Origin of the sequence: Paenibacillus sp. FSL P4-0184, assembly GCF_038004625.1 — a bacterium.
Lineage (GTDB): Bacteria > Bacillota > Bacilli > Paenibacillales > Paenibacillaceae > Paenibacillus_AQ.
In genome coordinates, this window is the sequence record NZ_JBBORN010000001.1 from 4,802,175 (window position 1) to 4,817,144 (window position 14,970).

The window sequence follows — 14,970 nt, forward strand, 5'->3', positions numbered from 1 at the left end:
ATTAGGAGGAGAGAATCATTAAAGTACTATTTATTGGAGATATCGTTGGAAATGTTGGCAGAAAGGCTCTTCGTGAGATGTTGCCCTCACTAAAAAGTAAATATCAGCCACATATCATTATTGTTAATGGTGAAAATTCTGCTGCCGGTAGAGGGATCACCAAGGCGATCGCTAATGAGTTTTTTAACTGGGGCGTTCACGGTATAACTATGGGAAACCACACATGGGACAACAAAGATATTTTTGAGTTCATCGATGATGAGGCTCGGATTATTCGTCCCGCTAATTTTCCGCCAGGAACACCGGGAAGAGGTTATACAGTCGTTAAAGGGAACGGTAAAGAACTGGCCATAGTAAATTTGCAAGGCCGGACATTCTTACCTGCTATCGATTGTCCTTTCCGTGTCGGGGAAGAAATTGTGGAAGAGCTTCGTAGAGATCACAAATGTATTTTAGTCGATTTCCATGCAGAGGTAACCTCTGAGAAAATCGCCATGGGATATTTTATGGATGGTCGTGCATCGATTGTTGTTGGGACACATACTCATGTTCAGACAAATGATGATGTGATTTTACCAGGAGGAACTGCGTATTTGACCGATGCGGGAATGGTTGGTTCAAGCGAAGGAATTCTGGGTATGGAAAGAGATGCAGTACTTTATAAGTTCACAACTCAGCTTCCAGCACGATTTGTTGTCGATGAAGGCAAGTGGCAGCTTCACGGTTTATTTGCAGAATTAGATGAAAATACTGGTGCGGCAACTCGTCTGGAGAAGATACGGTTACGTGAAGATGAATGGGTTATGAGCTAAACGTAGAACAGAGTATGGTTTAATCCGGGTAATTTCGCTGAGTTAGGGTAAAGTGTGATATTTTTAATATCATAAAAGAGTATCTTTTATACCGTTTTTGGAAGACGTGGTCCGTAAAAAGAAGGAATTATTTCTTCTCTCGCGAATAACATCTAAAGTAGTGGAAGAACACCATTATTTTCCCAGGGGAGGTACTTACTATGGATGTATTAAAAGTATCAGCTAAATCCAATCCAAATTCCGTCGCCGGCGCATTAGCGGGTGTTCTTCGTGAACGTGGATCGGCCGAATTACAAGCTATTGGAGCTGGAGCACTGAATCAAGCAGTCAAAGCAGTTGCCATTGCCCGGGGATTTGTTGCACCAAGCGGAGTAGATTTGATCTGCATTCCTGCGTTCACTGATATAGTGATTGATGGGGAAGATCGAACCGCGATTAAACTGATTGTTGAACCCAGATAATAGACCTATAGAATGATTGAACCTGTTTACTTTTGTAAACAGGTTTTTTGCTTTTGATTTATAGTCTGGCGTTTTTTTGCATAGTATCTGAAATAGGCATTTGGAAATGAAATGAACGGCTGGGACTGTGAGAAAGTGGGGTTGTAAAATGAGGGCTGATAAGTTTAAAGTAGCGGATTTCCATTGTGATGTGCTAAGCAAAATGCAAGCCTCCCCAGATATAAATTTTGACAATGATCCTCGATTAGATGTTACTGCAGAGCGGCTGGCTTCTGGTGGAGTGGAGTTGCAATGTTTTGCAATATATCTTTCAACTAACAGAGGAAAACCAAGCTTTGAACATGTTCTAGGGCAAATTGATCTCTTTAGGCAAAAGATAGTGAACACAGATGGGCTTCAGTGGTTACAGTGGAAGGAGCAAGTAGGGAATCGATCAGTAGGCGCACCTCCACAAGCAATGCTCTCTCTGGAGGGCGTAGACGGCTTAGAAGGGAACTTGTTCTATGCTCAGCTCTGCTTCGAACTTGGAGTACGGTTTCTTGGTGTGACTTGGAATTATGCGAACTGGGCAGCAGATGGTGTGCTAGAGAAGCGTAATGGTGGATTTACGGAAAAAGGGAGAAAGCTGATAGAATGGTGCAACGAAAGTGGAATGCTGCTTGATGTGTCGCATTTGTCACAAGCGGGGTTCTGGGAGTTGGCTGATTTAAGCAATCGTCCGTTTATTGCTTCCCATTCGAATGCTGCGGCTATATGTGGGCATGTTAGAAATTTAAATGATGAACAGATTAAAGCTTTGATTGCAATGGATGGAAGAATGGGCCTGACCTTTTATCCTTGGTTTGTAAGTGATGATGGGAAAGCTCGGATGGATGATTTGTTAAAGCACATTGAACATGTATGTAGTCTCGGCGGTGAGAAGCATATGATGTTTGGCTCGGATTTTGACGGCATTGATACTTGGGTAGAGAAGTTGGAGCATCCGGGAAAATACCCTGATCTTATAGAGCAGCTGCTTCGTTATTATTCAGAGGATACTGTGAAAGGCTGGATGTATGAGAATGCGACCTCTTTTTTAAGCGCAAACTTGCCCTCTCAGGTGTCTAATCCATGACAATCTTGTGCAAAAAACAAAAATTGTCGAAAAAAGGGGCTTCGTTATGATGCAGCCCTTTTTATTTTTGGGTAAGAAGATGTATAATGGTTAATGGCTTGTACAGATACTAGAGAAAATACAAGGAGTGACTTTACAATGAGTAAGACTGTACCCGTAGGTGTGTCGGCTAGACATATTCACCTTACGCAAGAGCACGTGGAGGCTCTGTTTGGCCCAGGATATCAATTAACTGAGTTCAAACCACTTTCCCAACCAGGACAATTTGCAGCAAATGAACAAGTAGCAGTTATCGGTAGCAAAGGTAAATTTGACAAGGTAAGAATTTTGGGACCTGCACGTCCGGCTTCCCAATTAGAAATTTCCCGTACTGACTCCTTCGCACTTGGCGTGAAAGCTCCAGTTCGCGAATCTGGAAATATTGAAGGAACACCTGGCATTACGCTCAAAGGACCTGCTGGTGAAGTTGAATTAGAACAAGGCGTTATCATCGCAGCTCGTCACATTCACTTCCACACTTCTGAAGCTGAAGCTTGGGGCATTGCGGATAAGCAATTGCTTAAAGTTCGTCTCGGTGGCGACCGCGGTCTCGTATTGGAGAACGTAATTGCTCGTGTATCCGACAGCTTCAAACTTGATATGCATATTGATACTGACGAAGCTAATGCTGCTGGTGCCAACAATGGCGACACTGCTGAAATCGTAGACTAGTCTTCATAGTTATTCGAATGATAAGAAGCGGGGGAGAAATCCTTCGCTTTTTTTGTTGTGTATTGGGTAACATTATTTGGCTGATACGCATACTTAAACATTTTTCAGACTGTATAGCAGCTATTTCGGTATTTTGATGTGTTTTGCTAAGGTATCGGACTGCATAGCTCTTATTAGCTATTAATTGTACTGGTATCCTGAAATGGATTTTTAATGAAAATTGGTGTGATGATAAAGAATATCTATTATTATGTAACTAATTGTGTTATGATTATTGTTTATGACGTGACAAATGGATTTAATGTTAAGAATATATGTATTAGAAATTAAGGAGACCCAATGACATTTAACGAACTGAATATTATGCCTGCGATTTTAAAGGCTTTAACCAAAGAAAATTATACATCACCTACACCTATACAGGAGCAATCGATCCCAGCTGTATTAGCAGGTAGAGATTTACTTGGATGTGCTCAAACGGGAACAGGAAAGACAGCTGCATTTTCTGTACCTATTATTCAATTATTAAGCGAACAAACAAGTCCCAATAAATCAAGCGATGTGCGACGCATTCGCTCGCTGATCTTAACACCGACAAGAGAACTAGCGATTCAAATTGCTGATAACATAAAAGCGTATAGCCAATACACAGATATTCGCTCTGCTGCCATCGTTGGCGGTGTATCACAGAAAGTACAAGAGCGTGCCCTGAATCAAGGTGCTGATATCTTAATTGCTACACCAGGAAGACTTATCGACCTGATCAATCAAAAACGTGTGGATTTACAGTATGTCCAAATTCTTGTCTTGGATGAGGCTGACCGCATGCTAGATATGGGTTTCATTCATGACGTGAAGCGAATTATCGCCAAAATGCCAACGAAGAAACAAACACTGTTCTTCTCGGCAACAATGCCTACTGAGATCTCCAAATTGATCAAAACTTTGCTTGTGAATCCAGTAAAAGTAGAAATCACACCCGTGTCATCTACTGCGGATAGAATCGATCAATCGATCTATTTATTAGAGAATGGAAATAAGCAGAATCAATTGAATCTTTTGTTACAGGATAAATCAATCATTTCTGCGCTGGTGTTTACTCGTACAAAACGTGGTGCTGACCGTGTTACACGCGATCTAGCGAAAGTGAACATTTCTGCACAAGCCATTCACGGCAATAAATCGCAGAATGATCGTCAGAATGCATTGCGGAATTTTAAAAGTGGTGCAACCCGCGTTCTTGTAGCTACGGATATCGCCGCGCGAGGAATTGATATTGATGAGTTATCTCATGTAATCAACTTCAACTTGCCGAATATTCCAGAAACCTATGTGCACCGGATCGGTCGTACGGGTAGAGCTGGGTTAAGCGGAACGGCAATATCTTTTTGCGAATCTGAAGAGCTTCCGTTCCTTAAAGATATCGAGAAATTGATCGGAAAATCGATTCCAGAAGTGAAGGATCATCCGTATCCGATGTCTCGTAAAACGCAAATGAAGACAGAAAGATCTTCGAAACCGTCAGGTTCGAGATCTGCATCTTCTAAACCATCGACTTCCAGACCATCAACAGCTAAACCAGCGGGGGCAAAACCAACGGCATCTAAACCTGCCAAAGCAAAACCTAAGTCTAACCCTCCATTAAAGCCAAAGTCCGAGTGGTTCACTAAAGGAAGACAAACAAGCAGCAGATAAGTTACTTTGAACGCTGTACGTTTTTTATAGTGAGATCTCAAAACCGTCAGAGAAATCTGATGGTTTTTTTGTTATTTGATGATAAGGTGAATCAAGATAGGGTATAGTTTTTGACACAAATACAGATGTAATCATCACCATTAAGAATGGAGAGAGGCAAAAAAATAGCCGCTAAACAGTTCCTCACTGTATAACGGCTGTTATACTTTCTCTTATGCAGTCGCTTCAATTGCATTGTCCTGAACATAAGAACTAAGCTCTTGCTGAAGCGCTGTGCTGATGGAAGTCATTGGGAGGCGAAGCGTATCCGAATTGATTAGGCCATTCTGGCTAAGCATCCATTTGATTGGAGCGGGGTTCGATTCCTTGAACAAGAGACGGATGATCGGCAGTAGTTGTTCAAAGTTTTCTTTTGCCAAGTCGAATTGACCCGATTTGAAGGCTTCGTATATACGGATACATTCTGCTGGATAAACGTTCGCAGTAGCAAGCATACCGCCAGCTGCCCCGGAGCTAAGCATTTCATAAAAGAGTGAATCGTCGCCGCCGAGCACAGGTTTGCTACCTGTACGAACTAGTTCAGTAACCATTTTGGTGCTACCTGAGCAGTCTTTTAATCCGACAACATTATTCATTTCTAGGATTGTGCGTGCAGTGTCTAGAGTCATAGCAGTACCAGTACGACTTGGAATGTCATAAGCCATGATCGGAATACCTACTTCTGCTGCTTTGCGGAAATGGGCAATGATGCCATCTTGCGATGGACGACTATAATAAGGGACGACTACTAGTGCGCAATCCGCACCAAGGTTAGCTGCGATCTCTGTGCGTGCTACCGTAGAAGCTGTGTCATTGGTTCCTGTACCGACTACTAAGGGGATAGATGTTGATTGTAAAAGCTCACGAGAAGTGTTTACTAGAAGCTGCATTTCATTTACGGTTACAGTTGGCGATTCACCGGTGGTTCCATTAACGACCAGACCTTGTATGCTGTTGTTAATAATGTTCTTTGCATAACGCTGATACGAATCCAGATCGACTTCACCAGCAGCATTGAACGGGGTGACCACGGGGACATAAATTCCATAAATCTGTTGTTCTGTAAGCATAAATTATCGGCCTCCAAAATATTTTAATTCCTCTACATACACTTTACCATGGAATGTTGCATCGTCGTTAGCTATAATAAATGATGTGTATCATCAAAAATATTGATGTTAGGGTGAGGTTATGGATTTAACCTATTTACGAACATTCCGCGAGGTAGCTAAACGTCAGAGCTTTACACGGGCTGCTGAAGAGCTGGGTTACGCGCAGTCGAGCGTTACGATGCAAATACAGAAAATAGAGAAGGAATACGGAGTGCCATTGATAGAAAGGCATGGTCGACAGCTGCGTCTTACCCCGCCTGGAGAAGAGTTGTTGAAGCTATTCGTGGAGATTTTGGATCTGTATGATCGTTCTAAAGAAACCATCGCCCAGCAAATTGGAGGTACGCTAACGATTGGTACGATTGATTCATTAGCTGCTTTCTACTTACCACCCTACTTACAGCAGTTGAGGACGAAATTTCCGAAACTTGATATCCATCTACAAACGATGCAGGAAGCTAACCTCTTGGCCAAAATAAAAGATGGGGAAGTAGACATTGGTTTGATGCTCGATCGTACCACTACGGATTCTTTACTTGATCGTACGATCATTAGAGATGAACCACTCGTGTTGATAGCCCCCATTAACCATCCCCTTGCCCAGATGGATACAGTAACGCTACAGGATCTAAATAACTGCGAATTAATTGTTTCTGAAGAGAGCTGTATTTACCGGAGTCTGTTCGAGAATTTGTTAAAAGAGCACGGGATTATATTCCGCATTGGTTTTGAGCTTTCGAATCTAGAAGCGATCAAACGATGTGTTATGAATGGTTTAGGGATTGCATTATTACCTAAAATTGTTGCAGAGGAAGAAATTGAGCGGGGGAACTTGGCTGAGCTGCCATTCGCACATCAAGAAATTCATTTTGATCTGCAGCTTTTGATGCATCCTAAGAAGTGGAAGTCTCAGCCATTGCAATTTCTAACGCAAATGTTACTTGCAAATCATTAGTTTATTCCCATCAGGGTCTTTCACCACAAACCATTGTTGATCTTGAATTTCGGTTACTATCTCTACACCGAGCTCCTTCATATAGTTGAAAGAGTCTTGCAAATCATCGGTTATAAGCATAAGAGCAGGTGTTGTAATTGGAGGAGCGCCTTCAGGCTCTAAACCTCCCCACATGGGCATGGTGTCCAGAATGATCCCAGTGCTTCCTTGCATAGTTAACGGGCATAAATGACCGTTCATAATCGGATGATCCGCTTCATGGAGTCCTAGGACTTGGCAATACCAGCTACGGGCTTTTTCAATATCGTGTACGGGGATAAATACACTGCCAATCAAATTCTTAATGGGACTTGTTGCTGAAGAATTTACAATGGACTGCGCTTGTTTATTCATTCGAATTCCTCCTAGGTCTGATAATGATAACCCTTTATTTGGAATTTATGCATCTAGTCTATTTAAAACATAGAATTAGCCTACGCGCAAGTGGGTCATTAGTGATCAATAAAATCTTAAATTTGTATGCAAAAGATAGCATTCTTTAATGAAAGTCGCTGTAAATATTGACATTCAAAATCAGTTTATGTTATATAAAAAGAAGAATTAGCACTCATCTAATAAGAGTGCTAATCACAAAGTGTTGGACAAGATGTTATTTTGAAAGGAGATTTACTTATTCATGGCCAAAAAAGAGTTTAAAGCCGAATCGAAAAGATTGCTGGAAATGATGATTAACTCCATTTATACACAACGGGAAATTTTTCTGCGCGAGTTGATTTCCAATGCAAGTGATGCAATTGATAAGATCTATTACAAAGCATTAGCTGATGAAAGCCTGGTCTTCAATAAAGAAGATTATTATATTAAAGTGACTGCCGATAAGGCGAACAGAACTTTGACGATCTCCGATACAGGTATCGGGATGACACAAGAAGAGCTGGAGAATAACTTAGGAACAATCGCGAAGAGCGGATCCCTTGCATTTAAGAAAGAGAACGAAGCCAAAGATGGTCACAATATCATCGGACAGTTCGGTGTTGGCTTCTATGCTGCGTTTATGGTAGCAGATGACGTAATTGTGATCAGTAAGGCGCTTGGTAGCGACGAGGCCTTTAAATGGGAGTCTAAGGGCGCTGATGGCTATACTATCGAGCCTGTCGAGAAGGATTCTGTAGGAACTGAAGTGATTTTGAAGATTAAAGAGAATACCGAAGAAGATCAATACGATGAATATTTGGAAGAGTATCGCCTGAAATCCATCATTAAAAAATATTCTGACTTCATTCGTTTCCCAATTAAAATGGACGTGAAGGAGCAGAAGCCAAAAGAAGGCACAGAGAACGAGTTCGAGGAAGTTGTTCAAGAACAAACCGTGAACAGTATGGTGCCAATCTGGCGGAAGAACAAAAACGAGCTGACTACAGAAGATTACGATAACTTCTATGCAGAGAAACGTTACGGCTTCGATAAGCCGCTTAAACATATTCATATCAGTGCCGATGGTGCTGTAGTGTATAATGCGATCTTGTTTATCCCAGAAAATACACCATTTGATTATTACACAAAGGAATATGAAAAAGGTCTTGAGCTCTATTCCAATGGTGTATTGATCATGAACAAATGTGCGGATCTGCTGCCTGACTATTTTAGCTTTGTAAAAGGTATGGTAGATTCAGAGGATCTTTCGCTAAACATCTCCAGAGAAATGCTCCAGCATGACCGTCAGCTGACTCTGATCGCTAAGAACATTAAGAATAAAGTGAAGAGTCAACTGCAAAGCTTGCTGAAGGATGAAAGAGAGAAATACGAGCAGTTCTATAACGCTTTTGGCAGACAGCTTAAGTTTGGTGTGTATAACGATTATGGAATGCACAAAGATACACTTCAAGATTTGCTGATGTTCTACTCCTCCAAGGAGAAGAAACTGGTAACACTGGACGAATATGTATCAAGAATGCCAGAAGATCAGAAGTACATCTACTATGCATCCGGAGAGTCGATCGACAGAATCGAAAAGCTCCCACAAACCGAGCTTGTATCGGATAAAGGGTATGAAATTCTCTACTTCACTGATGATATTGATGAATTTGCGATCAAGATGATCATGTCTTATAAAGAAAAAGAATTTAAATCCGTATCCAGTGGTGATCTGGGTATCGAAGCAGACGAAGCGGACAAGCCAACGGAAGCGGAAGAGAACGAAAACAAGGAGCTTTTTGAAGCGATGAAGGACATCTTGTCCGGCAAAGTGAAGAATGTTAAAGCTTCCAAACGTTTGAAGACTCATCCGGTATGCCTCTCTGCTGAAGGTGAACTGACAATCGAGATGGAAAAAATCCTGAAATCGATGCCGAATGGGCAAGAGGTTCAAGCGGATAAGGTACTCGAAATCAACATCCATCACGAAGTCTTCCAGTCTTTGAAAGCAGCAGCTGAGAACGATAAAGAGAAGCTCGGTTTATACACGAACCTGCTGTACAACCAAGCACTGTTGATCGAAGGTCTACAGGTTAGTGATCCTGTTCAATTCACCAATGATATTTGCAAAATCATGAAATAGATATTAGAAAAGCCATCCTATCGTATTACGATTGGGTGGCTTTTTTTGTGCGGAAAAGGTAGTAATCGATTTCAGAGTCATTATTTGTGCAACCGCTGATCGAATAGATTATTTCACCTTGTGTGTTTTTTTTACTCGTCACTTCGGAGCAGGTATCGGTTCTAACTCCTGTGTTACTTCCACCGAATGCATCATTAGAAGTATCGTAGCTATAACTAATTACATTGCCATCAAACTTCAAATCCTTAAATATGGGATCGCCCTCATCTGTGTAACTTGTAACTCGTATATTGTCTGCTTTTTTGCTGGAGAGATTAGTTATAAATTGCTCAAATTTATAGAGGTTGTACACTTTTTCAAAAGAAACAATATCCCCTCTACTGATGGCTTTTTCGGAAGTATAGGGTTCACTTTTGGGAACAGAATTAACCTTATTATCGGAACAACCCCATACCCCTGCTAGTAAAAGAACAGAGAGTATAAGCAAGATTACTTTTTTCATTGAAGGACCTTCTCCTTGTAACTAATCTATATAAAAGACGAAAATTAATTGAAAAAGTTACAGTGAGCTTGATGTTTCACATTGACAATAAACAGAAAATTAAGTATCATTTCCAGTAACTTGAATATTTAAAGGCAAAGAAGAGAAAGAGTACCACGGCAATTCTTTCTACAGAGAGCTCCGGTCGCTGAAAAGGAGTAAAGAAAAACCTTGGGAATATGGTCTCAGAGCTGCGCATCGAAACCTTTTGGGTTGTAGGCTGCGCCGGAACCTGCATCCGTTATAGTGCTAGGGTATAAACGTTTATTAACGTCGTACCTGAAGAGGTAAATGTCATGAGGCATTTATAAAATTAGGTGGTAACACGTGAGTAGAACTCTCGTCCTTTGTGGATGGGAGTTTTTTTGTTGTCTAAAAAAAGGAGGAGAAGGTTAATGAGTAATGTGTTTATTGGTGGTGCTTGGCCGTATGCGAATGGATCTTTACATCTTGGAAGATTATCAAGTGTGTTGCCTGGGGATGTGCTGGCACGCTATTTTCGCAGCAAGGGGGATAACGTTTTATATGTGTCAGGCAGCGATTGTCATGGCACACCTGTAGCGGTTCAGGCTGCTAATGAAGGGATCACACCCGAAGCTTTTGCCAGTCGATACCACGAAGAGTTTCTGCAGTGTTTTGAACAGCTGGGATTTAGTTATGATCTTTATACTCGAACGGATCAACAGCAGCATCATAAGGTTGTGCAAGAGTTGTTTGCGAAGCTACTAGAGAATGGTCATTTATATAAAAAAACCATTGCGCAATGTTACTGTGAGGTGGATCAGCGCTTTTTGCCAGACAGATACGTGGAAGGGACTTGTCCAGTTTGTGGCCAGCGGGCGCGTGGAGATCAATGCGATTATTGTTCTACGATTCTAGACCCTGCCGATTTATTGGACAGAGTCTGTAAATTATGTGGGAATACACCGTCAGAACGACCGACAGAACATTTTTATCTTAGCTTATCTAAATTTCAATCTGAATTAACGGAATATGTAGAGGAAGCACAATTTTGGAGAGAAAACGCTATAAAACTGACCAAACGTTATTTAAAAGAAGAACTGCAGGACCGCGCGGTAACAAGAGACTTATCTTGGGGTGTAGATGTTCCTATAGCTGGATTTGAAGACAAGAAGATTTATGTTTGGATTGAGGCGGTAAGTGGTTATTTATCAGCCAGTAAGCAGTGGGCTGCACAGTCTGGGCGGAGCTGGGAGGATTTTTGGTCAGAGGAACAAGAGGACATCACCGCTTATTATGTCCATGGAAAAGATAATATTCCTTTTCACACCCTGATTTGGCCAGCCGTCTTATTAGGAGCAAGAGAACTACATTTACCGGATCGGATTATATCCAGCGAATATTTAACCCTTGAAGGGCAGAAGTTCTCCACTAGCCGTAATTGGGCAGTCTGGGTACCTGATATTCTAGAGCGGTATCATCCTGACTCTATTCGTTATTTCTTAATTGCCAACGGGCCTGAGAAGCGGGATACGGATTTTTCCTGGAGAGAGTTTATTTATAGTCATAATGGTGAGCTGCTTGGAGCATTTGGTAACTTTGTGAATCGCTCATTGGCTTTTGTAGAGAAGTTTTATGAAGGGATCGTGCCAAGTGGAAAGTTAGACAAGGGGTGGAGCGACAACATTGACCTCTTGTATCTGGAGTCAGGACGCCTAATTGAAGCGGGAGATTTGAAGGATGCGCTCGAGTATAATTTCTTTTATGTACGTAAGGCAAATCAGTATTTTGATCGGCAAAAACCTTGGATTCAGGTAAAAGAAGATCAGGAGTCCTGTGGTTCTACGATATATACATGCGTGCAGATTATAGCTAATTTGGCGAATTTGCTGCATCCGTTTCTACCGTTTTCTTGTGAGGAGATCAGGGGATTCCTATCGCTTGAACTACCGAATTGGAAGCCCCGCTCGGTTCCCCCTTATCAACAGGTAACTGATTTGCAATTGTTGTTTGAACGAATTGATATAAGTCAAATTAAAGAAGAAGAGCAAAGATTAGAACAACAAAAAGTCAATAAATAGGAATGGTTAAGACAAGCTCCGGGCAGGATCCTTAACCCTTTCACGAACTCCAAAAAGAGGAGGTTTCCGAATGGATATCGAATGGATTAATGAGCATTACAAGGAAGCAATTAAAATATTGGACTCTACCCGAGAAGTCTATGAATGGGCTGATTCTCTCTATCCTGACTTCTCAGGTGGACTAAGAGTTAACGTTGGGTATACGCAAGAGATTTAATAGATTTATTATTTTCTACAGAGGTTACTAAAGAATGAACATTTATATAAAAACATCCCTGCTGATTAACCAATAAATTACATCACAGCATAGCAAAAAGGACGCCTTTTTTTGTGGAATCATTTGTACCATCAAATGACTCTGTAACAGAAAGAGGCGACCTCATGTGAAAGTCTAAAATGCTTCCAAATCTTATTCAATCCGTACTTCTCGAGGAAGACTTTGTGATTCGTCTAACTGATAATATGATTATTCTCTTACTTACTTGTTCTCCATGCAAGGATACCCTCGTTCATACTCTTACAAGCCTCTAATGCTACTTCTGACGTATTAAGCTCATCCCCCCAAGCGATGTAGTAACGGAATTCATAGAATCCACCTAGTGTCGCCTTAAAGTTCGTTTCCCAATAATTATTCATGGGCCATGAATAGAGATGGGCTGGATCATGCGCGAGTCCAGGGTGTCCGCTCAATAGTCGATCCTCATAGTCTAAGGAGCCGAGTTGGATGAGAGGTGTATCTGGCATCGCAATGGCAACACCACGTGTGTCACGGACAAAAGCTACACCTTCATCGACACAATAGAAATCTGCTAAGGATCCAGGCAATTGATCAATTCGTGGACGTAAGGCTGCGCCTGTCTTTTCTATCCACAGCGCATCTTGCCCAGCAGCGGGAGCACTCCCAAACGGAAGTGAAATGTACACATTTTCTGGATCCCATACACTTTCCTTATGCATGCGTACGGCTACATCAGCACGTGCGCGATCACCGTATACGGTGACGAGTAAGGAATAGTGACTGCAACCATTCACGCGATATGTCAATTGAACTTTTCCATAAAGGGCACCCTTTTCAATGATATTGACATCAACTAATGCTCCGACAGAGGTTATTGCATCAGCGCCTCTACGATTACGTCCCATCTTACGGCGTACATCATACATGCCAAATTCATTAGGTGCTTCTGTTACGTTGTAGACAGGGGAGAATGCATTGTGATTACGATCAGACCGCAGTAAATCTTGTTGACTGCTCTTGTCAAACCACTTCGTAATCCCTGCCCCGAGTTCCCATTCGATTCGAACGAAAGGTGACTCGATAAATTTAGGCGTCACATGTAGCTTCGGTGGAACCGGAGGAATAATATCCAGCATGCGATCGGATCCAACATAATCGGTTCGATATGCTGTTACGGGCGGATGCTCTTCGATTGCCTTAATCGTCAATTGTACCTTTTGATTAGGCTGCAAAGTTACTGGAATGGTAATGACGACCCCGCGGTGTCCCGTCACCATTTGAGCTTCGTAGACGGTTCCAGTCACTTCATCGATCACTTCAAAGCCATTTTTAAGCTCTGTAATGTACCAGCCCTCCATAATTAATTGGGCATAATCGGTTTGTACAAATTTACTTGGGTTATGCAATTCAAATTTCATAGGACGATCTGGTCCTAATAGTGCATCTCCTTGTGCCTCGAGGATATCGTATAATGCGGTATGGGCAAGTGAACTCGCATTTGCGGCATAAGCTTCTTTACGACAGCCCAGCTCTTGTACGAATGGGTTCCAAGGTTCTGTCACAGAGGAATGGTATCCCCATGTATGTTCAGCAAATAAAGCCAACTCGTACTCAATCGCCTCAAGCCGCTCTTGGTCAACAATCTCACGGGTAGGATCTAATTGCTTCACTTTCGTGTACACGCGTTGCGCCTCTCGGAAGATCTGAACATGCATCGGAGTAGTAGCTGAGCCATCTGTCCACCAATCCGGCCAATCTCCTCGAAAGGTCTCGATCTCATCCGGATACTCGTTCGCATATGCTCTTAAATCTGTAAAGAAATCATCCAGTGTGGCTGGTTGAATCAAGATCCGATCACCATGCAACGCATTCCAATGGTTTACAAAATCCATTAATGCGGCATTCGGTGAGCCATTATCTGTAGGGAGGCCAGATACCATGACAGGTACTAACGGGAAGGTATAGCCATCTTCAACTAATTGCTCTAAATATCGATCAAACCGCGCTTCAGAGACTTCCAAGGACACGCCTTTTCGCACGTCATGCTCATCACGAATCGTATAGGAACCTCCTATACCAGGAATCAAGCCGAGGTCATTTCCAAACATATAATGCTCGCCACTCCACGTTAGAATTCGATCACCTTTTGGTGTTTCCCACCAGAATGGAATTTGCTTCTTCCATAATGGAAACATGGAGTGATGTGTATGAATACAGGTTATTAAATTCTCGATACCAGCATCTGCCAAGACTTGACTATATCCCCAACCAAAGCCAGTGATGTCTGCAGTCATAGCAGAACGTACCGGGAATTGAATCGATTGACCATAGTCAGTAATCCGTTGAATCATGACGGAGAGCATCTCTTGATTTAATTGCTCGCCGAAATTGAGATAGGTTCCAGATAGACCGATATAGCCTTTTTGTACCGCTTGCGCGAATTCTTCTTTTTCTGTTGGTGTCGCTTTTAAGAGGAAGGATTCAACAGGCCAGAACGTTTCGCATACCCATTTGTAGCCCTTCCAATCTAGGCGAGCACCGCTTTCGATGTCACGTACAATTTGTAACGCTTGCCGAATGTAATTGACATGATACTGCCGGATTTTCTCTTGACGTTCTGTATAGCCAACATCCGTATGGGAATGTTGAATGACGTAAATTTTCCATGGTTTGTGGGTGTTCATTGTAAAGCT

13 protein-coding genes and 1 other annotated feature are annotated in these 14,970 nt (G+C 42.0%); of the genes, 9 read left to right on the plus strand and 4 right to left on the minus strand.

All coding sequences use genetic code 11. From position 1 onward, the window contains the following. The first annotated feature begins 17 nt into the window (after positions 1–17). From MKY52_RS21210 to MKY52_RS21230, 5 genes are all read left to right on the plus strand, one after another. Entirely contained in the window at positions 18–812 is a 795-nt protein-coding gene (locus MKY52_RS21210; protein ID WP_042189389.1) for a TIGR00282 family metallophosphoesterase, read from the plus strand. Between the two features lie 200 nt (positions 813–1,012). After that, positions 1,013–1,273: a stage V sporulation protein S gene (locus MKY52_RS21215; protein ID WP_019910496.1), complete on the plus strand. Its 261-nt coding sequence runs from the start codon at positions 1,013–1,015 to the stop codon at positions 1,271–1,273. A gap of 148 nt (positions 1,274–1,421) precedes the next feature. Beyond that, a complete protein-coding gene (locus tag MKY52_RS21220; RefSeq protein WP_341053201.1) occupies positions 1,422–2,387 on the plus strand; it encodes a dipeptidase in 966 nt (321 codons plus the stop codon). 138 nt (positions 2,388–2,525) lie between these two features. Beyond that, complete coding sequence (pduL, locus tag MKY52_RS21225; RefSeq protein WP_042128797.1) at positions 2,526–3,098, plus strand: phosphate propanoyltransferase; 573 nt, start codon at positions 2,526–2,528, stop codon at positions 3,096–3,098. A gap of 339 nt (positions 3,099–3,437) precedes the next feature. After that, entirely contained in the window at positions 3,438–4,793 is a 1,356-nt protein-coding gene (locus MKY52_RS21230) for a DEAD/DEAH box helicase (protein ID WP_341053202.1), read from the plus strand. A gap of 212 nt (positions 4,794–5,005) precedes the next feature. Here the strand turns inward: MKY52_RS21230 and dapA are convergent, their stop codons facing one another. Beyond that, positions 5,006–5,902 carry a 4-hydroxy-tetrahydrodipicolinate synthase gene (dapA, locus tag MKY52_RS21235; RefSeq protein ID WP_341053203.1) on the minus strand — a complete coding sequence of 299 codons (897 nt, stop codon included), beginning with the start codon at positions 5,900–5,902 and terminating at the stop codon, positions 5,006–5,008. 121 nt (positions 5,903–6,023) lie between these two features. Between dapA and MKY52_RS21240 the strand changes: the two genes are divergently transcribed. Beyond that, positions 6,024–6,899 carry a LysR family transcriptional regulator gene (locus MKY52_RS21240; RefSeq protein ID WP_042189369.1) on the plus strand — a complete coding sequence of 292 codons (876 nt, stop codon included), beginning with the start codon at positions 6,024–6,026 and terminating at the stop codon, positions 6,897–6,899. Here MKY52_RS21240 and MKY52_RS21245 read toward each other — a convergent pair. Further along, a complete protein-coding gene (locus MKY52_RS21245) occupies positions 6,882–7,292 on the minus strand; it encodes a VOC family protein (RefSeq protein WP_042128790.1) in 411 nt (136 codons plus the stop codon). The two genes, MKY52_RS21240 and MKY52_RS21245, sit on opposite strands and share 18 nt — an antisense overlap. Before the next feature lie 283 nt (positions 7,293–7,575). Between MKY52_RS21245 and htpG the strand changes: the two genes are divergently transcribed. Further along, the gene (htpG, locus tag MKY52_RS21250; RefSeq protein WP_076286274.1) at positions 7,576–9,456 is read left to right on the plus strand and encodes a molecular chaperone HtpG; all 1,881 of its coding nucleotides are present in this window, start codon (positions 7,576–7,578) and stop codon (positions 9,454–9,456) included. 25 nt (positions 9,457–9,481) lie between these two features. On the opposite strand, the gene MKY52_RS21255 is transcribed toward htpG, so the two are convergent. Beyond that, positions 9,482–9,958: a DUF4362 domain-containing protein gene (locus tag MKY52_RS21255; RefSeq protein WP_341053204.1), complete on the minus strand. Its 477-nt coding sequence runs from the start codon at positions 9,956–9,958 to the stop codon at positions 9,482–9,484. A gap of 128 nt (positions 9,959–10,086) precedes the next feature. Then, positions 10,087–10,348, plus strand: a binding site (T-box leader). Positions 10,349–10,392: 44 nt separating this feature from the next. On the opposite strand from MKY52_RS21255, the gene metG reads away from it, so the two are divergent. Both metG and MKY52_RS21265 read left to right on the plus strand, forming a co-directional pair. Then, positions 10,393–12,039: a methionine--tRNA ligase gene (gene metG / locus MKY52_RS21260; RefSeq protein ID WP_341053206.1), complete on the plus strand. Its 1,647-nt coding sequence runs from the start codon at positions 10,393–10,395 to the stop codon at positions 12,037–12,039. Between the two features lie 70 nt (positions 12,040–12,109). Beyond that, a complete protein-coding gene (locus MKY52_RS21265; protein ID WP_341053207.1) occupies positions 12,110–12,256 on the plus strand; it encodes a hypothetical protein in 147 nt (48 codons plus the stop codon). Between the two features lie 257 nt (positions 12,257–12,513). Here MKY52_RS21265 and MKY52_RS21270 read toward each other — a convergent pair whose 3' ends face one another. After that, complete coding sequence (locus MKY52_RS21270; RefSeq protein WP_341053209.1) at positions 12,514–14,961, minus strand: glycoside hydrolase family 38 N-terminal domain-containing protein; 2,448 nt, start codon at positions 14,959–14,961, stop codon at positions 12,514–12,516. Positions 14,962–14,970 lie beyond the last annotated feature (9 nt).

What these genes read in the sequence shown, in the direction of transcription:
- MKY52_RS21215 (WP_019910496.1), top strand. Translation starts at nt 1,013, where the DNA reads ATGGATGTATTAAAAGTATCAGCTAAATCCAATCCAAATTCCGTCGCC.
- MKY52_RS21220 (WP_341053201.1), top strand. Translation starts at nt 1,422, where the DNA reads ATGAGGGCTGATAAGTTTAAAGTAGCGGATTTCCATTGTGATGTGCTA.
- pduL (WP_042128797.1), top strand. Translation starts at nt 2,526, where the DNA reads ATGAGTAAGACTGTACCCGTAGGTGTGTCGGCTAGACATATTCACCTT.
- MKY52_RS21230 (WP_341053202.1), top strand. Translation starts at nt 3,438, where the DNA reads ATGACATTTAACGAACTGAATATTATGCCTGCGATTTTAAAGGCTTTA.
- dapA (WP_341053203.1), bottom strand. Translation starts at nt 5,902, where the DNA reads ATGCTTACAGAACAACAGATTTATGGAATTTATGTCCCCGTGGTCACC.
- MKY52_RS21240 (WP_042189369.1), top strand. Translation starts at nt 6,024, where the DNA reads ATGGATTTAACCTATTTACGAACATTCCGCGAGGTAGCTAAACGTCAG.
- MKY52_RS21245 (WP_042128790.1), bottom strand. Translation starts at nt 7,292, where the DNA reads ATGAATAAACAAGCGCAGTCCATTGTAAATTCTTCAGCAACAAGTCCC.
- htpG (WP_076286274.1), top strand. Translation starts at nt 7,576, where the DNA reads ATGGCCAAAAAAGAGTTTAAAGCCGAATCGAAAAGATTGCTGGAAATG.
- MKY52_RS21255 (WP_341053204.1), bottom strand. Translation starts at nt 9,958, where the DNA reads ATGAAAAAAGTAATCTTGCTTATACTCTCTGTTCTTTTACTAGCAGGG.
- metG (WP_341053206.1), top strand. Translation starts at nt 10,393, where the DNA reads ATGAGTAATGTGTTTATTGGTGGTGCTTGGCCGTATGCGAATGGATCT.
- MKY52_RS21265 (WP_341053207.1), top strand. Translation starts at nt 12,110, where the DNA reads ATGGATATCGAATGGATTAATGAGCATTACAAGGAAGCAATTAAAATA.
- MKY52_RS21270 (WP_341053209.1), bottom strand. Translation starts at nt 14,961, where the DNA reads ATGAACACCCACAAACCATGGAAAATTTACGTCATTCAACATTCCCAT.